General features: G+C 65.5%; 23 protein-coding genes. 12 read left to right on the top strand and 11 right to left on the bottom strand.

Features of this window, described 5'->3' with window-relative positions:
- On the top strand, positions 1–1,215 hold the full coding sequence (locus M1248_RS06360) for an FAD-dependent monooxygenase (protein WP_163731991.1): 1,215 nt from the start codon (positions 1–3) through the stop codon (positions 1,213–1,215).
- 44 nt (positions 1,216–1,259) lie between these two features.
- Complete coding sequence (locus M1248_RS06355) at positions 1,260–1,670, top strand: hypothetical protein (RefSeq protein WP_317147882.1); 411 nt, start codon at positions 1,260–1,262, stop codon at positions 1,668–1,670.
- Between the two features lie 35 nt (positions 1,671–1,705).
- Here the strand turns inward: M1248_RS06355 and M1248_RS06350 are convergent, their stop codons facing one another.
- Positions 1,706–2,272, bottom strand: coding sequence for a dihydrofolate reductase family protein (locus M1248_RS06350; RefSeq protein WP_163731994.1), 567 nt, complete (start codon positions 2,270–2,272; stop codon positions 1,706–1,708).
- A gap of 146 nt (positions 2,273–2,418) precedes the next feature.
- On the opposite strand from M1248_RS06350, the gene M1248_RS06345 reads away from it, so the two are divergent.
- Complete coding sequence (locus M1248_RS06345) at positions 2,419–3,582, top strand: MFS transporter (protein ID WP_174262121.1); 1,164 nt, start codon at positions 2,419–2,421, stop codon at positions 3,580–3,582.
- 13 nt (positions 3,583–3,595) lie between these two features.
- Positions 3,596–4,492 carry a tRNA glutamyl-Q(34) synthetase GluQRS gene (gene gluQRS / locus M1248_RS06340; RefSeq protein ID WP_317147881.1) on the top strand — a complete coding sequence of 299 codons (897 nt, stop codon included), beginning with the start codon at positions 3,596–3,598 and terminating at the stop codon, positions 4,490–4,492.
- A 68-nt stretch (positions 4,493–4,560) separates the two neighbouring features.
- On the opposite strand, the gene M1248_RS06335 is transcribed toward gluQRS, so the two are convergent.
- Positions 4,561–5,883: an acetyl-CoA hydrolase/transferase family protein gene (locus M1248_RS06335; RefSeq protein WP_317147880.1), complete on the bottom strand. Its 1,323-nt coding sequence runs from the start codon at positions 5,881–5,883 to the stop codon at positions 4,561–4,563.
- A gap of 76 nt (positions 5,884–5,959) precedes the next feature.
- Between M1248_RS06335 and M1248_RS06330 the strand changes: the two genes are divergently transcribed.
- The 3 genes from M1248_RS06330 to M1248_RS06320 all read left to right on the top strand — a co-directional run bounded on the left by M1248_RS06330 (position 5,960) and on the right by M1248_RS06320 (position 9,706).
- Positions 5,960–7,414: an ABC transporter permease subunit gene (locus M1248_RS06330; protein WP_317147879.1), complete on the top strand. Its 1,455-nt coding sequence runs from the start codon at positions 5,960–5,962 to the stop codon at positions 7,412–7,414.
- Positions 7,411–8,166, top strand: a complete 756-nt coding sequence (locus M1248_RS06325) for an amino acid ABC transporter ATP-binding protein (RefSeq protein WP_317147878.1) — start codon at positions 7,411–7,413, stop codon at positions 8,164–8,166. The genes M1248_RS06330 and M1248_RS06325 overlap by 4 nt, the downstream gene beginning before the upstream one ends.
- Before the next feature lie 169 nt (positions 8,167–8,335).
- The gene (locus M1248_RS06320; protein WP_317147877.1) at positions 8,336–9,706 is read left to right on the top strand and encodes a flavin monoamine oxidase family protein; all 1,371 of its coding nucleotides are present in this window, start codon (positions 8,336–8,338) and stop codon (positions 9,704–9,706) included.
- Between the two features lie 52 nt (positions 9,707–9,758).
- Here the strand turns inward: M1248_RS06320 and tgt are convergent, their stop codons facing one another.
- Entirely contained in the window at positions 9,759–11,018 is a 1,260-nt protein-coding gene (tgt, locus tag M1248_RS06315; protein ID WP_317147876.1) for a tRNA guanosine(34) transglycosylase Tgt, read from the bottom strand.
- Between the two features lie 17 nt (positions 11,019–11,035).
- Here tgt and M1248_RS06310 point away from each other — a divergent pair, with 17 nt between their 5' ends.
- Together M1248_RS06310 and M1248_RS06305 are read left to right on the top strand one after the other, a co-directional pair.
- Positions 11,036–11,470, top strand: coding sequence for a lipoprotein LpqH (locus tag M1248_RS06310; RefSeq protein ID WP_317147875.1), 435 nt, complete (start codon positions 11,036–11,038; stop codon positions 11,468–11,470).
- 133 nt (positions 11,471–11,603) lie between these two features.
- Positions 11,604–12,068 (top strand): lipoprotein LpqH, encoded by a 465-nt coding sequence (locus M1248_RS06305; RefSeq protein WP_163732015.1) that lies wholly within the window; start codon positions 11,604–11,606, stop codon positions 12,066–12,068.
- A 70-nt stretch (positions 12,069–12,138) separates the two neighbouring features.
- On the opposite strand, the gene M1248_RS06300 is transcribed toward M1248_RS06305, so the two are convergent.
- Entirely contained in the window at positions 12,139–12,489 is a 351-nt protein-coding gene (locus M1248_RS06300; protein WP_317147874.1) for a DUF732 domain-containing protein, read from the bottom strand.
- A 48-nt stretch (positions 12,490–12,537) separates the two neighbouring features.
- On the opposite strand from M1248_RS06300, the gene M1248_RS06295 reads away from it, so the two are divergent.
- Together M1248_RS06295 and M1248_RS06290 are read left to right on the top strand one after the other, a co-directional pair.
- Positions 12,538–12,909, top strand: a complete 372-nt coding sequence (locus tag M1248_RS06295; protein ID WP_174262122.1) for a hypothetical protein — start codon at positions 12,538–12,540, stop codon at positions 12,907–12,909.
- Positions 12,910–12,978: 69 nt separating this feature from the next.
- Positions 12,979–13,395: an ATP-binding protein gene (locus M1248_RS06290; RefSeq protein WP_317147873.1), complete on the top strand. Its 417-nt coding sequence runs from the start codon at positions 12,979–12,981 to the stop codon at positions 13,393–13,395.
- Here M1248_RS06290 and M1248_RS06285 read toward each other — a convergent pair whose 3' ends face one another.
- From M1248_RS06285 to M1248_RS33330, 6 genes are all read right to left on the bottom strand, one after another.
- Positions 13,396–13,836, bottom strand: coding sequence for a response regulator (locus tag M1248_RS06285; protein WP_317147872.1), 441 nt, complete (start codon positions 13,834–13,836; stop codon positions 13,396–13,398). It lies immediately after the preceding gene.
- The gene (locus M1248_RS06280) at positions 13,833–15,404 is read right to left on the bottom strand and encodes a sensor histidine kinase (protein ID WP_317147871.1); all 1,572 of its coding nucleotides are present in this window, start codon (positions 15,402–15,404) and stop codon (positions 13,833–13,835) included. The genes M1248_RS06285 and M1248_RS06280 overlap by 4 nt, the downstream gene beginning before the upstream one ends.
- Positions 15,401–16,543: a PP2C family protein-serine/threonine phosphatase gene (locus M1248_RS06275; protein ID WP_163737887.1), complete on the bottom strand. Its 1,143-nt coding sequence runs from the start codon at positions 16,541–16,543 to the stop codon at positions 15,401–15,403. Before M1248_RS06275 ends, M1248_RS06280 begins: the two co-directional genes overlap by 4 nt.
- A 144-nt stretch (positions 16,544–16,687) precedes the next feature.
- Entirely contained in the window at positions 16,688–17,764 is a 1,077-nt protein-coding gene (locus M1248_RS06270) for a dihydrodipicolinate reductase (protein ID WP_317147870.1), read from the bottom strand.
- Between the two features lie 17 nt (positions 17,765–17,781).
- On the bottom strand, positions 17,782–20,046 hold the full coding sequence (locus M1248_RS06265; RefSeq protein ID WP_317147869.1) for a SpoIIE family protein phosphatase: 2,265 nt from the start codon (positions 20,044–20,046) through the stop codon (positions 17,782–17,784).
- Between the two features lie 159 nt (positions 20,047–20,205).
- Positions 20,206–20,418 (bottom strand): DUF4190 domain-containing protein, encoded by a 213-nt coding sequence (locus tag M1248_RS33330; RefSeq protein ID WP_410506632.1) that lies wholly within the window; start codon positions 20,416–20,418, stop codon positions 20,206–20,208.
- Positions 20,419–20,955: 537 nt separating this feature from the next.
- Between M1248_RS33330 and M1248_RS06260 the strand changes: the two genes are divergently transcribed.
- Positions 20,956–22,203: a serine/threonine-protein kinase gene (locus M1248_RS06260; protein ID WP_410506631.1), complete on the top strand. Its 1,248-nt coding sequence runs from the start codon at positions 20,956–20,958 to the stop codon at positions 22,201–22,203.
- A 169-nt stretch (positions 22,204–22,372) separates the two neighbouring features.
- Here M1248_RS06260 and M1248_RS06255 read toward each other — a convergent pair whose 3' ends face one another.
- On the bottom strand, positions 22,373–22,516 hold the full coding sequence (locus M1248_RS06255; protein WP_317147868.1) for a hypothetical protein: 144 nt from the start codon (positions 22,514–22,516) through the stop codon (positions 22,373–22,375).
- Positions 22,517–22,659: the final 143 nt, after the last annotated feature.

Genomic DNA, 22,659 nt, shown 5'->3' with positions numbered 1-22,659 from the left:
ATGACTTTGCACGCGGTCATCTCCGGCGCCGGCATCGCCGGACCCGCTCTGGCCCATCAACTCACTGCCCACGGTTGGCGTACCACCGTCATCGAACGCTTCCCGCAGCGGCGCGACGAGGGGCAGAACGTCGACATCCGGGGCGCCGCCCGCGAGGTCGTGCGCCGCATGGGCCTCGACACCGAGATCCGGGCAGCCAACACGACCGAGGTGGGCACGCGCTTCGTCAGGCCGGACGGTTCGGCAGCGGCGTCATTCCCGGTTTCTCCCAACGGAAATGACGGCCCCACAGCCGAGTTGGAGATACTGCGCGGAGAGTTGTCGCGCATCTTCATCGAGCACACGCGCGATCGAACCGATTACCGCTTCGACTCCCGCATCGCCGACGTCAGCGACCACGGCGACCACGTCGTGGTCGCGCTCGAGGACGGCGGCTCGCTGGAGGCCGACGTCCTCGTCATCGCCGAGGGGTTGCACTCGCGATCCCGCCGGTTCGTCACGTCCGCCGATGTCACCAACTTCGGGATGTACTTGGCGTACGCGACCATCCCGCGCACCGACGACGACGACCGCTGGTGGAATTGGCAGCACGCCACCGGTCACCGCGCCGTGCACCTGCGGCCCGACAACCTGGGCACCACGCGCGCGATCCTGTCCTTCATGTCCGACGTTCGCGGTTTCGACGACCTCGACCGGGCCGCGCAGCTCATCATCCTGCGACGCACGTTCGACGACGTCGGAGGAGCCGCTCCGCGGGTGCTCGATGCCCTTGACGACGGTGCGCCGATGTACTTCTCGACCGTCGGCCGGGTGCAGCCATCCAGGTGGAGCAACGGCAGGGTCACTCTGCTGGGAGACGCCGCGTTCTGCAACGCCACGTTCGGCGGCGCCGGAACCAGCTTGGCGCTCATCGGCGCCTATATCCTCGCCGGTGAGCTCGCCGCCACCGACGACATCAACTCGGCGCTGGGTCGGTATCAGGCGCTGATGCGACCGTTCGTCGGCACCGCCCCGAAGGTGCGGGAGGGCGCCCTGCGCCTGGCGAATCCACGTACGCGCAACGGCATTCGCCTTTTGCATGCGGGCGCCGGCGTGGTCGCTGGCCCGATCGGCAAAGCACTTTCCCGGTTGACCGCGGTGGCCAACATCGGTGGGGACGCCGCGCAACTGCCCGAATACCCGCCCGCCCCGCTGCCGGTGCCCGAGAAACGGTGACCGAGAAGCCCGATTCGTGTGATGCTCGCACAGTGATGATCCGCATGACGGCGGCGACGACCGCCATGATCGCGGCGGCGGTCGGGATGGCCAGCCCCGCGTCGGCCGACGATCGGCTCGATGGTGAGTACACCTTCATCAACGGTCCGACGTCGAACACGTGGAGCATCACCACGCAGTGCAACGCCGAGGTGACCTGCGGCGGGACGATTTCGACGTCCACCGGACTGCTCGAGCAGATCACCCGGATAGCCGGCGGTCCGTGGACGATCGAGCGCACTGACGTCCCGAACGGCCGGGTCTGTCCCAACGGCGGCACCGGTCCGGCGGACCTGATGTATTCGTTCGACCCCGCGACCCTTGTGGGCGCCATCAGCTTCCGCTCCAAGCCCGGTGTGTGCGGCGACCCTGACTGGACCAGCGGCCAGAACCCGATCAGCCTCGTGAAGGTGTAGTCGAGAGGTCACGAGTCCCGCTGCGGCGTGGTCGATCAGTCGTGTTTGGTCTCGTATCGCAGCAGCACAATGCCGCCCGGGAAGGTGCGGTTCTCCACGAGTCGCAGCGAGATCCACGACGGCAAAGTCGGGAAGAACGGGGTGCCGCCGCCCACGGCGGTGGGCGCCACCACCATCCGGTACTCGTCCACCAGTCCGGCCTGCACGATCGGGGCGGCCAGCGTCGCGCCGGCCACCTCCAAGATGCCGTCGGTTTCGGCTTTCAGCTTCGTCACCACCTCGACCGGGTCACCACGTTCCAACCGGGAGTTCCAGTCGACGGACTCCAACGTGCGCGAGAACACGACCTTGGGCAGGTCGCGCCAAAGCTGGGCGAAGTCGACGGTCAGCGGGGTGGCGTCCGGGTCCTCATCAGCGCTCGGCCAGTAATCGGACATCTGTTCGTAGAGCCGCCGCCCATAGAACGACAGGGCGGTCTCCCGCTCGAAGTCGTTCCAGTACTGGTGCAGTTCGTCGCTCGGATCGGACCAGTCGATGTTGCCTTGCGCGTCGGCGATGTACCCGTCCACCGACACGTTGAAGCCATAGATGAGTTTGCCCATGGAGATCAGACTGCACCGGAGGGCAGAACTCATCCCGACGCCACGCGAGATATTCGGTGTCGCCGTCGCGTTCACTCCCTTAGTCTCGTTGCATGAACTGGCGATGTTGATTTAGACCGCTAGCGGGCCAACGACGTCACCGCCGCTTGGCCGGCGTCTTGTACGCGTACCTGTTTCTCGACGATTTCGTGCTGCTGTACCCGGTGTACACGCTGCTGTTCAGCGACACCGGACTGTCGGTATGGCAGATTTCGTCGCTGTTCGTCATCTGGTCGGTGTCCAGCCTCGCGCTCGAAGTGCCCTCGGGCGCGTGGGCGGACGCGACCTCACGCCGCAGGCTGTTGATCGCGGGTCCGCTGCTGACGGCCGTCGCGTTCACGTTGTGGGTGGCGGCTCCCGGCTACTGGGTGTTCGCGCTCGGCTTCGTGCTCTGGGGCCTCAAGTCGGCGCTGACGTCCGGCGCGTTGGAGGCACTCGTCTACGAGGAACTGCAGCGACTGCAGGCGACAGGTGAATACGCCACCCTGATGGGACGCGGACAGGTCGCCGGCGTTCTGGCCGCGACGTGTTCGGGTGCAGTCGCGGCACCGATCATCTCGGTCGGCGGTTTCGCGGCGGTCGGCGCGGCCAGCGTCGTCGCGTCGGTGCTGGCGTCTGTCGTTGCGATATTGTTCCCGGAGTATCGGATTCGCAAGATCGACGAGCCCGAGCTCAGCTGGGCGGACACGTTGGCGGCTGGGACGCGAGAAGCCAGGCGGTCAGCTCCCGTCCGCGCCGCGGTGATCCTCGTCGCGGTCGTCGGATCGGTGTGGGGTGCGCTCGATGAGTACACCCCGTTGCTGATCGAGAGCGGCGGCGTCTCGGCCGCCGACGTCTCGCTGCTGATGGTGGTCGTCTGGGCGGGCGCATCGGCGGGCGGTCTGGCCGCGGGACGGGTGGCGCGCTGGGGATCGACGGCGTTCGCGGCGCTCGTCGGTGTGGGCGCGGTTCTGATGGCCGCGGGTGCCCTGACGCAACATCCACTCGGCGTGGTCGCTCTCGCGGCCGCGTTCGGCGTCTTCCAATGCGCCACCATCGTCGCCGATGCCCGCCTGCAGAACAGCATCGCCGGACCGGCCAGGGCGACCGTCACCTCGCTGGCGGGCATGTCGACCGACGTCGCGACGCTCGCCGTCTACGGCAGCTACGCCGCGTTGGTCGATCTCAGCGGCCACCCGGGGGCATTCGCGCTGCTGATGCTTCCGTACCTGGCAATGGCCTTATGGGTGCGACGTCGACCGCGTCAAGATCCGATATGGGAGTGCGGCTAGCTAGATTGCGAGGGTGAGCGCAGGCAGGTTCGCCCCGAGCCCATCTGCCGATCTGCACATCGGCAACCTGCGCACCGCGGTGCTCGCGTGGTTGTTCGCCCGTTCGACTGGACGCCGATTCCTCATGCGCGTCGATGATCTCGACGACCGCACGTTCACCGATATCGCCAACCGCCAACTCGACGACCTGACCGCCATCGGCCTCACCTGGGATGAGCCTGCGGAGTGGCAGACCCAGCACGCCGCTCGCTACGACGGCGCCATAGATGTGCTCTTCGACCGCGGATTGCTCTACGAATGCTATTGCAGCCGAAAGGATATCGCTCAGGCGCCACGCGCGCCGCACGCACCGCAGGGCGCATATCCGGGAACCTGCCGCGACCTCACCGACGCCGAACGCTCCGAGAGACGCGCGCGACTGGGACGGCCGCCCGCGCTGCGGCTGCGCACCGACACGGGAGCTGGCTTGCCGGCACCGCCGGCGGTCACGCACACCGTGCACGACCTGCTGCACGGCGACTACACCGGAATCGTCGACGACTTCGTGGTCCGCCGCGGCGACGGTGTCGCGGCATACAACCTGGCCGTCGTGGTGGACGACGCGGCGCAGGGCATCGACCAGGTGGTGCGCGGTGACGACCTGCTGTCGTCGTCGCCGCGTCAGGCGTACCTCGCCGCACTGCTCGGGTATCCGGAGCCGACGTACGCGCACGTGGCCCTGGTCCTGAACTCCGACGGCGCGCGGCTGGCCAAACGCGACGGCGCCATCACGCTCGCCGAGATCGGCGCCGAACGGGCCATCACCCAGATCGCCGATTCCCTTGGCTACCAAGCGAGCACCGTCGAGGAGATGCTGCCGCAGTTCGACCCGTCGAAGCTGCCCCGCCAGCCCTGGATCTACCGCCCGTAGCCGCCGAACGTGGGTTACCCGCACGCTTTGAGTGCCTCAAGTGTGCGGGTAACCCACGTTCGCGCTCGTCACTCGACCGGTGAGCGGCCGTTCGACGCCCGCTTCGCGGCGGCACGCAGCTCGTCGCGGAACTGCGGATGTGCGATCGCGGCCAGTGCCTCCCCGCGCTCCGCGACCGTCCTGCCCTCCAACTCGGCCGCCCCGTACTCGGTGATGATCACGTCGACATGATGGCGCGGCGTGGTGATCACCGCTCCGGGACCGAACCACGGCACGATCCGCGACTGCAGGTTTCCGTCCTTCTCGTAGGTCGACGGCAGGCAGATCAGCGACCGGTCCGACAGCTCGAGCCCCACACCCGCCACGAAGTCCTCGGCGCCGCCGATACCGCTGAACTGGTCGCCGTTGATCGTGTCCGCGACGACCTGACCTTGAATGTCGACGGCCAACCCCCCATTGACCGAGACCATGTGGGTGTTGGCGGAGATCACCTCCGGTGAGTTGACGATCTCGACCGGCAGAAACGCGACGTCGGAGTTCTCGTTCAGCCAGGTGTAGAGCTCAGCGGAGCCGAACGCGAACGTCGTCACGCTCACCCCCTTGTAGACGCCTTTGCGCGCGTTGGAGATCTTTCCCGCCTGGTGCAGACGCATACAGCCGTCGGTGAACATCTCACTGTGCAGCCCGTAGTCGCCGCCGTCGCCCTCGGCCAGCAGCGTGGCGATCTGGTTGGGAATCGAGCCGATGCCCGTCTGCAGCGTCGCGCCGGACGGGACGAACTCGACGGCGTGGCGGGCGATCGCCTTGTCCGCCTCGGTGGGCGGCGCGTCACCGCCGGGCAGCGCGAGCGGCGCGTCGGTGGAGTGCACAAGGATGTCGATCTCGTCGACGTGCAGCGCGTGCCGATGCTCGTCACCCAACCCGAACGTGCGCGGGTAGGCATTGGACACCTCGACGACGAGTAGCCGGTCGGAATCGGCTCCGGCGCGGTGCAATTCGCCGATCGTGCCGCCGGCGTGCAGTGACAGCGAGCACCAGCCGTCGGCATCGGGTGGCGCCGCTACCGTGGTCATCACGCGCGGGCGCTGGCGTTCGAGCAGTGGCCCGAACCGCCGGAAGTCCGCGGGAGTGAAGGCGATGTCGGCGCCGCCGTCGCGCAGCGCGCGCTCGAGGGGGCCGAAGAATCCCGACAGATGGCGAACGCCCTTGCGCGAGAACAGTTCGGTGAGTACCGCGATCAACGCTCCGTAGACGCGCAGGTCGGTCCAGTCGTCACGTTCGCCGAGCGCGCGCAGGAACGCGGGCGGCTGACCGGGACCCAGTGGGATCCCCAACGTGTCGGCGGTCTGAATACGCGCGGCGGCCTGCTCGGCGCTGAGCTCCTCGGGCATGGCGCTAGCCAACCACACCCGCCTCAGCCTGAGCCGAACTATTGGTCGACCGGCGCGCGGTTGCTAACGTCCGGAAGTGCACCGTCTATCAAGATCGTTCCTCGCGGTACTCGTACTGGCGGCGCTGCTGCTGACGGCATGCGGCTCGTCGGGGAGCGATAGCAGCGACCCCATCAAATCGGCGGGCGTACTACGCGTGGGCACCGAAGGTGTTTATCCCCCGTATTCGTTCCACGACCCGAAACAGGGCGGACAACTCGCCGGCTATGACGTCGACGTCGCGAGGGCGGTCGCCGAAAGATTGGGTGTAGAGGTCGAATTCGTCGAAACGCCGTGGGACGCCATGTTCGCGGCCCTGGAGGCCGACCGCTTCGACATCGTCGCCAACGAGGTCACGATCAGCGAGGAACGCAAGCAGAAGTACGACCTCTCCGAGCCGTACTCGATCTCCCAGGGCGTGATTGTCACCCGCAAGGACGACAATTCGATCAACTCGGTGGCAGACCTGAAGGGCAAGCGGTCCGCGCAGAACCCCACCAGCAATTGGGCCGAGATCGCGCGCAATGCCGGCGCGGAGGTCGTCTCCGTCAACGGATTCTCCGAAGCCATCACCGTGCTCAACGACGGCCGGGTGGACGCCGTGATCAACGACAGCATCACGGTGCTCGCCTATCAGGCCGAACACCCCGACGCACCGCTCAAAGTGACCACCATTCCCGACGAGCGCGGCGAGCAGGCGTTCGCGGCCCGCAAGGACAGCGGGCTGCTGCCGGAGCTGAATACCGCACTCGACGAGCTGCGCGCCGACGGCACCCTGACCAAGATCTCGGAGAAGTACCTCGACGTCGATCTGTCCAAGGCGGGGCCGACGAGCACCTGGCAGCTCATCCTCGACAACCTCTGGCCGCTGGCGCGGGCCGCGATCGAGAAAACGATTCCGCTGACGATCATCAGCTTCGTGATCGGCCTGGCGATCGCACTCGTCGTCGCGCTGGCGCGACTGTCGTCCAACGTCGCCGTCTCGGGACTGGCGCGGTTCTACATCTCGATCATTCGTGGCACGCCGCTGCTCGTCCAGCTGTTCATCGTGTTCTATGCGCTGCCGCAGATCGGGGTGAAGATCGACCCGTTCCTCGCGGCGGTCATCGCGTTCTCGCTGAACGTCGGCGGTTACGCCGCCGAGATCATCCGTTCGGCGATCCTGAGCATTCCGAAGGGACAGTGGGAGGCCGCCGAGACCATCGGTCTCGATTACGTTGGCGCGCTTCGGCGGATCATCCTGCCACAGGCCACCCGGGTTGCGGTGCCGCCGCTGTCGAACACCCTGATCTCACTGGTCAAGGACACGTCGTTGGCGTCGACGATCCTGGTCACCGAACTGTTCAGGACCGCGCAGAACGTCGCCGCACCGACCTTCGAGTTCTTCGCGCTGTACGGCACGGCGGCGTTGTACTACTGGATCATCTGCCTGGTGCTGTCGTTCGCCCAGAACCGATATGAGCGCCGGCTGGAAAGGTATGTCGCACGATGACCGAATACCGCGTGAAGGCGGAAGGCGTACAGAAAGCCTTCGGAGACAACAAGGTTCTCACCGATGTGTCGTTCGATGTGGCCCAAGGCTCGGTCACGGCCATCATCGGCCCGTCCGGCTCAGGGAAGACGACGCTACTGCGGGCGCTCAACGCGCTGGACGTCCCCGACGCCGGTGTGATCCGCGTCGGCGAGATCGAGATCGACTTCTCCAAACCGGTGGCCAAGGATCAGCTGCGCCGCTACCGGGCACAGAGTGGCTTTGTGTTCCAGTCCCACAACCTATTTCCACACAAGACGGTGCTGCAGAACGTCACCGAGGGCCCGATCGTCGTGCAGAAGCGGCCGAAGGACGAGGCGGCGGCTGAGGCCGTCGCGCTGCTCGATCAGGTGGGGCTCGCCGAGAAGAAGGACCAGTACCCCTTTCAGTTGTCCGGCGGACAGCAGCAGCGGGTCGGGATCGCGCGCGCCCTGGCGCTCAAGCCGAAGGTCGTGCTGTTCGACGAGCCGACGTCGGCCCTCGACCCCGAGCTGGTCGGCGAGGTGCTGTCGGTGATCAAGGACCTGGCCGTCGAAGGCTGGACTCTGGTGATCGTCACCCACGAAATCCAGTTCGCCAGGCAGGTTTCCGATCAGGTGCTGTTCACCGACGGCGGCGTCATCCTCGAAAAGGGGCCGCCGTCAGAGGTCATCGGCAATCCGAAGGAAGAACGCACCCGTCAGTTCCTGGACCGAATTCTGAACCCGCTCTAGTTCAGAGCTCCTGTGAGCGGGGCTGCGCGAGCGACCGCTTTTGTACGGCAATTTCCGGCGCGTCGGTGTACAAACACGGTCCGTCGCGGTGGTGGGGGTACAGGCAAGGATTCCGCAGCAGATTTCGTCTATCTCAACTCAAAGCGAAGCACTATGAGAAGGTTGGCCGATGGTGCAGCCATCGACCATGGAAGCGGACGTCATCGTCGTCGGAGCGGGACTCTCCGGCATGATCGCGGCACGAAAGCTGCTCGGGGCGGGACTCGCGCCGCTGGTCCTGGAGGCCGACGAGCGGGTCGGTGGGCGGATCCTCACTCAAGAGGTGATGCCCGGGGTGCCGGTCGAACTCGGCGCCCAATGGATCGGCGACACGCATGAACGAATGTTCCGGCTGGCGGCCGAACTCGGCGTCGAGACGTATCCGCAGTACGACCAGGGCGAGACGTCCTACGAGCTCGTCGACTCCGGGGTGTTGCGCGAGAACGAGTTTCACTCCCGCTTCGAGTCGGAGCTGCAGGAGCTCGCACTGGTACTGAAACGGCTCGACGTGCTGGCCGCGGACGTTCCAGTCGAGGCGCCCTGGACGGCGCCGCGGGCGCTGGAGTGGGACGCCTTCACCGCCGGCGCTTGGTATGACGCGCAGGGCCTTTCACCGGTGGCTCGCAATCTGCTGGAGATCTGCACCGTCGGCATCCTTGCGGTCCCCACTGCCGAGGTGTCCTTCCTGCATCTGCTGTTCACCATCAAGACCTGTGGTGTGACGTCGGAGTTGTTCGCCGAATCCGAGGGCGGCGCGCAGACGACGCGTTTCGTCGGCGGCACCAGTGAGATCCCGAATCGGCTGGCGGCGCTGATCTCCGATCACATCATGCTCGACGTGCCCGTCCAGCTGATCGAGCACACCGCCGACAGCGTCACCGTGCACTGCCGCGGCGGGGTCGTCGCCCGCGGCCGGCGTGCGATCGTCGCGATCTCGCCGACGCTGGCCGGACGCATCATGTACGACCCGCCGCTGTCCGGCATTCGGGACCAGCTGACGCAGCGGCTACCCAACGGCTCGGCGATGAAGGCATTCTTCATCTACGACGAACCGTTCTGGCGCAGGGACGGATTCAACGGTCAGCTCATCTCCGATCTCGGTCCGGCCCGCATGTCCAACGACACGTGTATCCCCGGCGACGATCACGGCGTGATCCTGCTGTTCCTCGAGGGCGATCAAGCCCGGACGTGCGGTCGGCTGCCAGAGAACGAACGCCGCGAAGCGCTGACCGCCGAACTCGTGCGCCACTACGGCAGCAGGGCAGCCAAACCCGAGTTCTACGTCGACGGTGAATGGTCGGAGCGACAGTGGACCCGCGGCTGCTACAACGCCAATCACGGGCCGCACGTATGGACCACCTACGGCCCGGCACTCACGACGCCGATCGGCGCTATCCATTGGGCGTCAACCGATACCGCGACGTACTGGAGTGCGTACATGGAAGGCGCGGTCGACGCCGGCGAGCGGGCAGCGGCGGCCGTCATCGCCGAACTCACTTAGATTTCGGTGTCGTGAGTCGCGCTCAGCGCGACCGGCTACACCGAAATCGCAATTAGGTGGACGAGTAGTAGCGGCCGAGGACGTCGGCGCGCAGCTCGTCGAACTCACCCGCCCTGATCGCCGCGCGGATCTGGTCGACCATCCGGACGACAAACCGCTCGTTGTGGATCGTGCACAGCGTCGCGGACAGGATCTCCTTGGCCTTGAACAGGTGATGCAGGTAGGCCCGGGTGTAGTTCGCGCAGGTGTAGCAGTCGCATTCGGTGTCGATCGGCGTGAAGTCGCGACGGTAGCGCGCATTGGTGACGTTGAAACGCCCGCCACTCGAGTACACCGCGGCGTTGCGCGCCACCCGCGACGGCGACACGCAGTCGAAAGTGTCCGCGCCCGCGGCGACGGCGTCGAACAAGTCGTCGGGCTCGCTGATGCCCAGCAGGTGTCGCGGTTTGTCGTCGGGCAGCTCACTGGTGACCCAGCCGACGATGGTGGCCAGGTTCTGCTTCTCCAGCGCCCCGCCGATGCCGTAGCCGTCAAAGCCGATGCCGTCGTCGCCGACGATCTGCGTCAGCCCGCGCGTCGCCTGACGCCGCAGGTCCTCATATTGAGCGCCCTGCACGACGCCGAACAACGCCTGCGGCGGTCTATCCGGGTTCGCAGCACTGCGCCGACGGTGTTCGACCACGCACCGGACCGCCCACTCGTGGGTGCGCTGCACCGACCGCTCCTGATAGCCGCGGGTGTTCACCAGCGTCGTCAGCTCGTCGAACGCGAAGATGATGTCCGCCCCGAGCTGGTGCTGGATCTGGATCGAGACCTCGGGGGTGAAGCGGTGGGTGGACCCGTCCAGATGCGATCGGAACGTCACCCCGTCGTCGTCGACGTTGGCGAGCCGTTCCTTGCCTTCGGCGATGATGTCGTCGGCTTGGACGCGCTCGGTGTCCATCGCCAGCACCTTGCGGAAACCCGCCCCCAGCGACAGCACCTGGAATCCACCGCTGTCGGTGAATGTGGGGCCCGGCCAGTTCATGAATTCGCCGAGACCGCCGGCCTCCGCGACGATATCGGACCCCGGTTGCAGGTAGAGATGGTAGGCGTTGGCCAAAATAGCTTGTGCACCAAGACTCTTCATGGTCTCGGGCAGCACCGCCTTGACAGTCGCCTGGGTTCCGACGGGGATGAAGGCCGGAGTGTGAATGTCTCCGTGCGGAGTTCGGATCACACCCGCGCGACCGGCCCGGCCGGGCAGTTCGGCGTCGACGCTGAAAAACGGCGCCGACGAGTCTCTCGGACGAGGAGTATTCGGCGCGGTCACGCCGTAGATTCTGCACTGTGAGGACTCACGTGCTGACTACCGCAGCTGCCGCACTCGCGCTGGCGGGTTGCTCGTCAGGCCCTCCGGAGTTCCAACCGGGGCCAGGCATGCTCGTCGCAGGCACGGCCCAGGTAACCGTCAACGGCGAGGATGCGGGCACCACAGACGCGGTGCAGTGCTCCTCGACCGGAACACTCACCACCATCACAACCGGCGACGACGCCAGCGGCGTCACCGCGATGATCTCCAATAAAGACCAGCTCACCGCCGAATCGGTGGCTATCCGAGACCTCGGCGGCTTCACCGGGAGCTACAACGCCGGGTTAGGTGACACCGCGAAGGTCACGATGACCGGGCGTACCTACGACATCTCCGGAACCGCCGACGGCTTCGAGACCGACAACCCCAGCTTCCGTAAGCCGGGCACATTTTCGCTCAAAGTGTCTTGTTAGCTGCCCCCACGCGGCACATTCCGAACACGCCACGTTTTCGTTCAATCCGATGACCGCGGGGGTGCCGCGCACCATACTGGCCGAGATGATCCGCCGATCTTGACGGGTCGCGCCGACATAAAGGAGAACAGTGGTGAAGCGTGGATTCGTGGTCGCCTTGGGCAGCATGGCCATCCTCGTCGCGGGTCTGTCCGGGTGTTCATCGGAAGACAAGAAGTCCGAGACGACCGGCGAGACCTCGTCTGCTGCTTCAGCGGAGGGTAAGTCCACCGTCACGATCGACGGGAAGGACCAGGCTGTTCAGGGCACGGTCGTCTGCAGCTCGATGGGCGGCAACATGAACATCGCGATCGGCGACGCCGCCACCGGAATTGCCGCGGTGGTCAGCGAGGGCGATGAGCCCACGGTGCAGTCGGTCGGTCTGGGCAACGTCAACGGCGTGACCCTGGGCTACCAGAGCGGATCAGGCCAGGGAGAGGCCAAGGTAGAGAAGGACGGCAACACCTACAAGATTTCCGGCACCGCCACCGGTGTCGACATGGCCAACCCGTTGCAGCCGGTGAACAAGCCATTCGAGATGGAGGTCAGCTGCCCGTAGTCGAGGCATACCAAGTGCGCTCAGCGGCGGCGTCCCGAACGGGGCGCCGCCGTTGCTCGTGTCGGGACGACTAGGCCGGAAGGGTATAGCCGGCGGCGGACTGGCGCAGCTGCCAGATCTGCGCGGGGCAGAGCTCGTTGACCGCCTGGTTGATCAGATAGGCGCCCTGGTAATAGTCGGTCGTGCGGAAGTCGGCCTTCACCTGGTCGACAAGCTGTGCGTAGCTCATCTTTCCCGCGACCCGATCGCAGATGGTGTTTCCGTAGCCGATTGCGGCGTCGGCGTTGGGGAAGTTGTAGCCGGGCCGCACATGCACGTTGACGAGGTACGCGACGGTGTCTGCGCCGGCTGGCGGCGCGAGCGCGACGGTGGCTGCCGCGGTTGCCAGCGACGCAGCCGCGAGCTTCGAGACCAGCTTCATGAACGGAAACCCTACGCGCGGCACGCAGGAAAACCTACGCTGAAGCTCATGAAGATCGTGGCTGCAGTTGCACTGGCGTGTGGGTTCGCGGCGGCCCCCATGGTGATGGCGCCGACCACATCGGCCTCCCCCGGATACTGCGATGGCGCGGACTGTGTGCCGTACCTCACCCGTACCGCAGTCGCCGGCGAGCACTGCAACCAGAACACCCGCTACAACTGGGGCCTCGACGCCTCGGGCAACACGTTGGCCTGCAGTTCGCGCAGGGTCTGGATCGAGGCGCCGCCACTGGTCGGAGTCCGCACATTGCGGCTGCCCTGCGGGGACCAGACGGGCGTCGCGCAGTCACCCGACGGGGTTCCGCTGAGTTGCGTGGGCGGTGCCTGGAGCGCCGACTACAGCTGGACCTTCTACAAGTAAAGGTCACTTCCCGATAACGCACCGGTTGCGTGCGTGAGATCTTGGGCCATTCGGGGTACAACGACTCGCGTGGCAATCGATGCGTGTTCGCGACCGGTTGGTTCGCTCCGCATCGAAGTGCCGGCAGTCGCGGAGCAACTGGCCGAGATCCGTCGTCGGCTGGCCGACTGGCTGGAGCCGATCGGGATCTCCGCCGCCGGCATCGCGGACATCGTGCTGGTGGTCAACGAGGCCTGTACCAACTGCATCGAACACGCGTACCGCGACGTCGCCGCCGGGGCGATCCTCGTCGATGCGAGTCACGAGTACGGCCAGATCGTCATCGACGTCATCGATCACGGAGCCTGGAAGAATCCACCCAACCAGCCGAGCACTCGCGGGCACGGGCTGCCGATCATGCGCGCGATGAGCGCAGGCATGGACGTCAAAGCGTCGCCGGACGGCACGACGGTACGTCTGACGTTCGATCCCGCCGCACAGAACTGACTAGAACTGCGGCAGCCGGACCACCTGAACGAAGAACTCGTCGATCTGGCGCACCGCGGTCATGAACGCGTCGAGGTCAACCGGCTTGGTGACGTAGGCATTGGCGTGCAGCTTGTAGCTGCGCAGGATGTCCTCCTCCGCCGACGACGTCGTCAACACCACCACCGGGATGTGGCTGAGTTCAGGATCGTTCTTGATCTGCTCCAGCAGTTGGCGGCCGTCGTACTTGGGCAGGTTCAGGTCGAGCAGCACCAGGTCGGGTCGGGGTGCGTCCTTGTAGGCACCACGCCGATACAAGAAGTCCAGCCCTTCCTCGCCGTCGTGCGCGACGTGAAGATTGTTTTTGATCTTGTTGTGTTCGAAGGCTTCCCGAGTGATCAGCTCATCTCCGGGATCGTCCTCGATGAGCAGGACGTCGATAGCACGGCCTTCGGATGTCATGTACGTGATCCTTCCAGATCGACTGCGGCGCGGTCTTCCGCCGCGACGGGAATGGTGAAGCGGAATCTGGTTCCCCCGGCGAAGGTGTTGTCGATCCAGATGGTGCCGCCGTGATGTTCGATGATCTTCTTGCACAGCGCGAGGCCGATACCGGTGCCGGTGTAGACGTCGCGTCCGTGTAGGCGCTGGAAGATCACGAAGACCTTGTCGGAGAACTCTTCGGGGATGCCGATGCCGTTGTCGGTCACAGTCAGCATCCACGGGGCGTCGGGATCGTCGGCGTTGCGCTCACAATTGACGACGATGCGTGGCGCGACGCCATCACGCCGGAACTTCACCGCATTGCCGATCAGGTTCTGCCACACCATCGTCAGCAGCGTGGGATCGCCGAGGATCCGGGGCAGTGGCTGCCCCTCGCGGACGACCTGGGCCCCGGACTCGGCGATCGCGGTGTCGAGGTTGGCGATCGCGTCATCGAGCGTGGCACCGAGGTCGACGTCGGCGCTCGCCGCATTGAGCCGGCCCACCCGGGAGAACGTGAGCAGGTCGTTGATCAGGATCTGCATCCGCTTGGCGCCGTCGACGGCGAACGTGATGTATTCCGTTCCGCGTTCGTCGAGTTTGTCGCCGTAGCGCTTTTCGATGAGCTGGCAGAACGACGCCACCTTGCGCAGCGGTTCCTGGAGGTCGTGCGACGCGACATAGGCGAACTGCTCGAGTTCGGCGTTGGACCGCTGCAGCTCGAGCGCCTGCTCGGCCAGCATGGTTCGTGCCTCGGTGGCGGCTTCGAGCTCTTCGACGATCCGTTGTCGCATGTCCTCGACGTCGGCGGCGATGGCGCGAATGTCCCTGGGGCCTTCCGGCACGATCCGACTGGAGAAGTCGCCCTGGGTGATCCTCCGACAGGCAGCGGCCAAGGCTTCGAGAGGCCGGGTGACCGCCCTCCTGATCACCAGCGCGGACAGGACGGCCGCGACGACCACCGCCCCGACGACCGAGATCAGCACGGCATTGCGCCAGCCTTTCACGGCCGCAAGCTCGGCATCGGCGGCCTCACGCTCTTGTTGCAGCCGTTGCAGCTGAGTGTCGAAAAGCTGGCGCAGGCTGTCGAACGAGGTCTTGCCGCGGGCGACCGTCGCGCCGTCCATCACCGACGGCACACCGGGCTTGACGTCGGCGATGAGCGGTTCGGCATAGGCGGTACGCCACGCCGCCGCTGCGCTCTCGATGGCGTCCAGGTCGTCGAGCACCTTCTTGCGATCCCCGGCTTCATCCCGGATCTGTTGCGCCGCAGCCGTTTCGGCTTTCTGCCCGGCAACGTAGGGCTCGAGGAACTGGGGGTTGGCGGAGATCGCATACCCGCGCAACGACGTCTCCTGGTCACGTAGTGCGGCCTGCAGCTTGTAGGCGCCGAGCCGCATCGGAGCGATGTCTCCGGTGATCTCCTGCGACACGGCGTCCGTCCGATTCACCAGCAGCGCACCCGCGACGGCGCCGGCGAGGACGACCGCGCCCATGACGGCCAGCACGAGGTTCTGCCAGCCCTGGACCGTGGGCTGCCACTTCATCCGGTCGCCGTCCGCTCGACCCGCACGACGGCGATGTCGTCGCTGATACCGCCGACGGACTGCGCGCGACGCTCGACATCGTCGATCAAGGCTTCGACGAATTGGGCGCCGGGCAGATGTGCATACGACCGCGCCACTTCCAGGAGACCCGACTCCATGAGGCGTTCGGTACCCCGTCCGGATCGGCCCTCGATCAAGCCATCGGTGAGGAGTACGAGGCCGTGTCGCGGCGGCAGTTCCATGATGTTCAGCGGCCACTCGTATCCGTTGAGGCCCAGCGCAGGACCCACCGAAGGCTCCAGCCACTCCACCGAATCCGGGCCGTGCAACAGCATGGCGGGGTGGCCGGCGGACACCGCGTTGAAGCTCAGATCGTCGGGGGATATCGCCACCGAGAGAACCGTCGCGAAAATACTGGTGCCGGGGCGCTCGGTGCTCAGGATCCGCTCCAACTGACGCATCCGCTCGTTGCCGCGCAATCCCGCGAATGTCAGCGCGCGCCAGCCGATGCGCAGCGCGACCCCGAGCGCGGCCTCGTTGGGACCGTGCCCGGCCACATCGCCGACCATGACGTGCACGGTGCGATCGGGGGTTTGGACGAAGTCGTAGAAGTCACCACCGAGAAGCGCGAACTGCCTACTCGGCCGGTATCGCGCGACGATGTCTACGCCCGGATCGTCGAGTAACAACGGTGACGGCAGCAGCCCGCGTTCGAGGCGCGCGTTCTCGGTCGCGCGCAGCTCGCTGGCGTGCAGTTCGTGCGCAGTCAGCTCGGCGCGCTTACGTTCGACCGCGTACAGCAGCGCGCGGTGCAGCGTGTCGGGCTCAACCCGGCCCTTGACCAGGTAGTCCTGCGCTCCCGCGGCAACGGCGGAGACGCCGAAGTGTTCGTCGTTCAGGCCGGTGAGCACGACGATGGGCATCGTCGCGTCTTGTTTGGCGACCTGATCCAGCGCCTTTATTCCGTTCGCATCGGGGAGGTTGAGGTCCAGCAATATGCAGTCCGGGCGGGATGCGGCCAGTTGGCGCTCGGCTTCCTCGATCGAGGGCGCCCACACGACCTTGATGTCGGCGCCCGCATCGGCGATGAGTTCCTCGACCAGAATGGCGTCACCCCGGTCGTCCTCGACGAGCAGCACCGAGAACGGCCGCTCATCGGCGGCCTGATCAGCGGCGGTGCCCCTCACAGGGTTATATATCGAACTCACTGGCAACCACGTTTCCCACGCGCGTCACCGTGGCCGCTGTGACCGCTTCTTTAGTGACATCGGAAAGAATAGACGCTATACAGTCCGGGGTCCCCGCCTGAACCCCGTTTGGCTGCGAATCAACGGCAGCGTCGCGGAGGTGGCGAATCCGGGCGGCGCCTGGCAGACGGCGGTGACCGCGTTGAGGACCTGCATGCCGGTGGCGACGCTGGCCGACCGTACGTGCTCTTCGATGGTGGCGTTGCGGGTGAAGCTCGCCAGCGACATGAAGTGGGTGCGCATCGACGGGTCGCCCTCGATGGTCAACGTCCAGCCGTGCTGGGGTTTGGGCCAGTGCGAGGGGTACTCGCCGCCCACTGTCCACAGCGTTTCGATCTCGATGAGTGTTTCGCCGTCGCGGTCACCGGACCAATTCCAGCGCTGTCCGGCCGTGGTCCCGGCGGCCAGCAGGTGGTCGAAGATCTGGTGATCCTCTGCGGCGGGAATGGCCTCCACGGTGGCCGAGACACCGTCGATGTCGGCGTTCAGCGCGTCGGCCAGAAACCAGACCTGCTCGGTGAAGATCGAGCTGTTGAAAGCCAGGAAGTCGGTCGCGGTTGGGCTTATCGACTCGACCGGCTGACCAAATGCCATGTTGTCGAACGTGATTCCGGTGCTTTCGTACACCGACCAGTCGGCGCGCTCCTGCAGGGTGATCCTCTCGATCGTTCGGCTCATACCCGAAAGCGCCAGCGGCAGGACACCGGAGAGGTTGCCCGGGTTGATGCCGCTGCCGTGCACGGACGTGCCGCCCTTCTCGCAGGCGGCACGGACGCGGTCGCGATCGGCAGCGTCAATCCGCGCGGGGTGGAACAGAAATGCCGTGGTCACAACGTTTTTCCCGGTTTCGAGGAGCCGGCAGACGTCGTCGAGGTGCGCGGTGCGCGGCGTGTAGAGCACGCAGTCGGCGTCCAGTCTGAGGATCTGGTCGACGTCGGTCGTCGCGGTCACGCCGATCGGTTCACGGCCGACGAGAGTGCCGATGTCGACGCCATTCTTCTCATCGGAGTAGACCAGCGCGCCGACGAGGGAGAGATCGTCTCGGTGGTCGAGGATCGCGGCGATCATCTCGCTGCCCACCGTGCCGGTTCCCCATTGAATTACCCGATGCACGGTCGGACCGTAGCAGCCTAGGGTCGGCGCAGGGTGACGATCGTGACATCGTCGTCGGTTTCGGCCGTCGCCATTGCCGTTGCGATATCTGTCGCCGTCGATTCAATTGCGCGGCTGAGCGTTTCGGCGAGCCGCGCGATACCGTCGTCGATCGGCTCGTTCCGGCGTTCGACGAGGCCGTCGGAGAACATCACCAATCCCTGCCCGGCCTCGATGGTGAACGCGCTTGGTTCGTACGTCATGCCAACCGCGCCGATCGGCGGGGAAAGCAACACCGGCGCCGGATCGGCAACGCCGTCGCGGTGTGTCAGGAACGGAATGAGATGACCGGCGCACGCGGCTTCGACATCCCCGGAATCCAGATCGACTCGCGCGACGATCACGGTGACGAACGCGCGGGGCACCATGTGCACGCAGAACTCGTTGAGCAGGTTGAGCGCCTCGGCGGGCGCGGCGCCGGTGAACAGATACGCGCGCAAGGTGTTTCGCACCTGCGCCATGGTCCCCGCCGCAGCCATGCCGTGGCCTGCGACGTCCCCGATCAGCACGAGTAACCGGCCGTCGCGGAGTTCGAACGCGTCGTACCAGTCGCCGCCGACGCGCCCTCCGACGGCGGGTTCATAGTGCGCCGACAACTGCCAGCCTTCGAGCGTCGGAATCGATGTGGGCAACAGGCTGCGCTGCAGGGTTTCCGCGACGCGCAGTGCGCCCCGGGTCCGGCGGTAGAGCGCCTCGACGAGGTGTCGCCGCAGCGACTCGGCCGAGTCCACCTCGGTCGTCTGCCACGGTTCGCAGCATCTCTTCACGATTTCGCGCCAGCGGTCGAACGACTTGCGCGGGCTGAGACGAACGTCGTCACCTTCGCCCACCGCGATCGCCTTGTTGTGGGGGTCGCCGCCCCAATCCACCGATCGCACGACCTCACCGCGGAACCAGATCGCGTACTGCCCGTCGGGCAGGTTGATCACCAGCGCGCCCGAGGTCACGGCCGAATCGACATCGAGATCGGGCAGCTCCCGGGACAGGGACTCGCTGCTCGCGATGTTGTCGCCCGCGTCCAGGGCCCATGCCACGACATCGGCCACAGCGTGCGGCGATGGAACGGATCCCAGCATCCGATAGTCGCCACCGATGTTGACGACGGCGCCGTCGGCGGGCACGAGATCGAGCAGGTTCGGGGCTCCGAGCAGCACCTCGGACAGCGATTCCCCGTCGTCGAGGGTGGCGGAGGTGAGCTTGCCCAGGACGGCCTGCGCAGCCAGCCGCCTGTGCAATTGCTCGTCTTCGAACTGGTCGACCAGTCGCAGCGAGAGGGTGGAGCCGAGGAATTCGGCAGCGGCCCTGGACCCGAACGGCGGTAGATGCGGACCGGCGTAGTGGTGGCAGGCGATCAGCCCCCACAACCGCCCGTGCCGCAGCAGCGAGATCGACATCGATGCCTGCACGCCCATGTTCTGCAGGTACTCGATGTGGATCGGCGAGACGCTGCGTAGCGTCGCATGCGTCAGGTCGGTGGGCACGCCCCGATCCGGATCGACTGTCGGCACCAACGGTGCCGGTGTGTAGCCGACGTCGTCGATGAGCCGTAGCCAGTTCTTCTCGTAGAGGGCACGCGCCTGTGAGGGAATGTCGGTGGACGGGTAATGCAGTCCGAGGAACGAGTTCAGCTCGTCGAGTTTGGCTTCGGCGACAACCTCGCCGTTGTAGTCCTCGTCGTAGCGGTACACCATGACGCGGTCGAAGCCGGTGAGTTCGCGGACCGCGCGCGCGGTGGCGTCATAGAGCTCGGTCAGCGTGGCGGCACGGTTGAGCTCGTCGACCGAGCCGCGGACTGCCTGATAGGTGTTGGGGAACGCGAAAGGCCTTTCACCGTAAGCGGTCTCGACTTCGACCAGCAGCACGCCACCAAGCTCACGGTGCAAGATCACGTCGAACGCGAGTTTGTCGCCGGCGACGTCGATCACGGACTCGATCGGGTTGCGTTGGTGCAGATCGCCCGAGGCAGACGCCGCCCGCTCGACCCGCGCGGCCTGGTCGGTTCCGATCAGAGACGAGAGGTGCCGACCGACGACGTCGTCCACGGCGCGACCGAGCAATTCCGCGGCGTTGGCACTGACCTGGCGCACCTCGAAGTCGGACTCACGCACGACGGCCAGGACGCCGCGCGGCTGAACGCTGCCGGGGATATGGATCGGTTCCCGTGCGCAATTGTCGAGATCGACGGGCGTACCGACCGGCACAAAGTCCTCGGGCGCAGCGCCGTTCGGATCAGCGACAGACAACGCGCGGGCTCCCAAAATGGTCGAATCGGACAGGCCCGCTGCTGGACCACTCAAGTATGCACTGCCCGGCTTTCGCTGCCGGAAAGTGTCGTGGCAAACACGACTTCCTCGGTGGGTGAATCTTCAGGACGGACGCTGACAAGCAGCGGGCGTATGTAACTACGGGTGCAGCGCCGCAGGTTCGAATAGGGGCTGGAGGTCCCGGACGATAGCTACCAGGATAAGGACGTAATACAGGAGTCCAAAACCGATTCCGGCGACCGCGGCCGGACGGCCCGTGCGGCCGCTTCGCTTGATCCGGAACAGCGCGACGAATCCCAACGTAAGCGAAACCGTGGCGAACAGCAGCAAAGGCCACCCCCGACTACCCACCACACGATCGCACCCAAGACAGCTGTCCCTAGTGCTGCCAACGCCGTCGGATCGATCCGTTGCTGCCGGGGTATCCGGCTGCCACTGTCCGAAGTCGCCACGACCAAAAGTCTAGGCTCCGTTAGGTCCGATATTTCCGCATCTGAAGAAGCTTGAACGGCTCAGATGCGGTACACGTCGAGCGCCGCGCTGGACGGCCCCCCACCATCGTTGTGTCCAAAGCGGTTCAACAACTCCCGATGCAAACCGGTGAGCTGGACCACCAGCGGTAGGGCCGGAAAGTATGGCGGTGGCGGAGGGATTTGAACCCTATCTTGCACCGGTGGTCAGGCCGACAAACGCGCCATATCCAGCAATTATGCGTTGCAAGACATCACGCGAATTCACCGGCCATCCTGGACGACTGTGGGCAAATTGTGGGCACGTCGACTTTTGGTCTTGACTGCTAACCAGATGTCAGCACGGCAGGCGAAGACCAAGCGATTGGACGCATCCCCTCTCTCTCTGATGCTTGGGGTCGGGTCGTACGATCCCGGCATGCCGCTTAGTAAAGGGGAGGACTTCGCCGGCTACCGAATTATCCGCCTGCTTGGTTCCGGCGGCATGGGTGAGGTCTACCTTGCTCAACACCCGAGACTGCCGCGCCACGATGCATTGAAACTCCTGCCCAAGGAGTGGTCAAACGACTCGCAATACCGGTCAAGATTCACCCGGGAGGCGGATCTTGCATCGACGCTGTGGCATCCGAATATCGTGGGCGTACACGATCGCGGCGAGCACCACGGTCAGCTGTGGCTCGCGATGGACTTCGTCGATGGGCAGGATTTAGGTCTCCGGCTGTCCGACAAATTTCCCGCCGGAATGGCTGCTGATCAGGTAATACCAATTGTCGCCGCCGTGGCAAGCGCACTCGACTATGCGCACAAGCGCGGGCTACTTCACCGTGACGTGAAGCCGGGCAACATCATGCTTACTGAGGATGAGGATGGCGATCAGCGCGTGCTGCTTGCCGATTTTGGCATCGCCAGAAACATCGACGACGTGAGCGGCCTGACTACTACGAACATGACAGTGGGCACCGTTGCCTACGCCGCACCCGAGCAGCTGATGGGTGAGGAGATCGACGGGCGCGCAGATCAGTATGCGTTAGCGGCCACCGCCTATCACCTGTTGACCGGTACGCCTCTTTTCCCGAACTCGAATCCCGCTGTCGTGATCAGCAAGCACCTGAACTCGCCGGCACCAGCACTTGGCGATACACACGCTGATCTAACGGCCCTGGATCCAGCTCTGTCGAAAGCGCTATCCAAGTCGCCAGCGGACCGGTATGTCCGATGTGTCGATTTCGCGCGCGCACTGGAAGGCAGGAACTTCCCCGAATCAACGGCTCGACGGGCCAACGCGCCAACTCAACGCGCGCCGGCCCAACGTCGCGACGTGAGCACATCGACGCCGGTTGGGCACCAAACGGACAGGCGTTGGTTGATTCCCGCGATCGCGGCCGGGGCGATCATTCTGTTGGCAGGCGCGCTCTTGTTGTGGCGACCTTGTTCGCATCCCCGACATTGGGAACGAGTCCGACCCCGGGTCCTCCGGATCCGTTCTGGCCACCGGCGCCGCCGCCCACGTCGGCCGCCTCAATACCGCCAACGTCCACGCAGCCAACGATGGAGAACGGTTACGCGCTTACGGCTTGCTTCACCTCGAACGACCCGCCGATGGATCGGCCAACGACTGCAGAACTTCTCTTCTGCGCGAGCGGAGGGCTCTCGCTACAAGACCTGACGTGGACGGCTTGGGGACCTGGCGGTGCGGATGGCAGTGGCATTGCTGTTTTCAACGTCTGCGAGCCGAGCTGTGCAGAGGGCTACCGTGTTTCAAACAAGGTGACACTGCGAGCCTGGAATCCGCAGCCCGCGGGCGCATCGTCTGGATGCCCATCGGACTTGCTGTACTACAGCGACATCATCATCGCGTTCCCGATGAGCGTGCCGCCGGCCGAGGCGAGGATGCCCCCCAACACCCGATACTTGGGAATGCCCGCGCTGCAATATTCCAGCGAATCGAACCCGTCGCCCCCGGCCGAGTCGATGGGCAAAGTGAGCTGCTACTGATATTCGGCATCTCAGTGTCAATAGGCGATCGCAAAACCAGGGTAGAGAATACGTCGCTGCCACCAAGTCTGAGACGGGACTGCCCCGGGTTCAGTTGACTCGCGGGGTGTGAATTTCAGGCCGCGGT

Origin of the sequence: Mycobacterium sp. 29Ha, assembly GCF_032883055.1 — a bacterium.
Taxonomy (GTDB): Bacteria; Actinomycetota; Actinomycetes; order Mycobacteriales; family Mycobacteriaceae; genus Mycobacterium; species Mycobacterium gallinarum.
Note: the sequence above shows the minus strand (reverse complement) of the source record. Positions and strands in the feature narration are given on the sequence as shown.

What these genes read in the sequence shown, in the direction of transcription:
- M1248_RS06320 (WP_317147877.1), top strand. Translation starts at nt 8,336, where the DNA reads ATGGTGCAGCCATCGACCATGGAAGCGGACGTCATCGTCGTCGGAGCG.
- M1248_RS06335 (WP_317147880.1), bottom strand. Translation starts at nt 5,883, where the DNA reads ATGCCCGAGGAGCTCAGCGCCGAGCAGGCCGCCGCGCGTATTCAGACC.
- M1248_RS06280 (WP_317147871.1), bottom strand. Translation starts at nt 15,404, where the DNA reads ATGAAGTGGCAGCCCACGGTCCAGGGCTGGCAGAACCTCGTGCTGGCC.
- M1248_RS06350 (WP_163731994.1), bottom strand. Translation starts at nt 2,272, where the DNA reads ATGGGCAAACTCATCTATGGCTTCAACGTGTCGGTGGACGGGTACATC.
- M1248_RS06360 (WP_163731991.1), top strand. Translation starts at nt 1, where the DNA reads ATGACTTTGCACGCGGTCATCTCCGGCGCCGGCATCGCCGGACCCGCT.
- M1248_RS06295 (WP_174262122.1), top strand. Translation starts at nt 12,538, where the DNA reads ATGAAGATCGTGGCTGCAGTTGCACTGGCGTGTGGGTTCGCGGCGGCC.
- M1248_RS06300 (WP_317147874.1), bottom strand. Translation starts at nt 12,489, where the DNA reads ATGAAGCTGGTCTCGAAGCTCGCGGCTGCGTCGCTGGCAACCGCGGCA.
- M1248_RS06355 (WP_317147882.1), top strand. Translation starts at nt 1,260, where the DNA reads ATGACGGCGGCGACGACCGCCATGATCGCGGCGGCGGTCGGGATGGCC.
- M1248_RS06325 (WP_317147878.1), top strand. Translation starts at nt 7,411, where the DNA reads ATGACCGAATACCGCGTGAAGGCGGAAGGCGTACAGAAAGCCTTCGGA.
- M1248_RS06260 (WP_410506631.1), top strand. Translation starts at nt 20,956, where the DNA reads ATGCCGCTTAGTAAAGGGGAGGACTTCGCCGGCTACCGAATTATCCGC.
- M1248_RS06285 (WP_317147872.1), bottom strand. Translation starts at nt 13,836, where the DNA reads ATGACATCCGAAGGCCGTGCTATCGACGTCCTGCTCATCGAGGACGAT.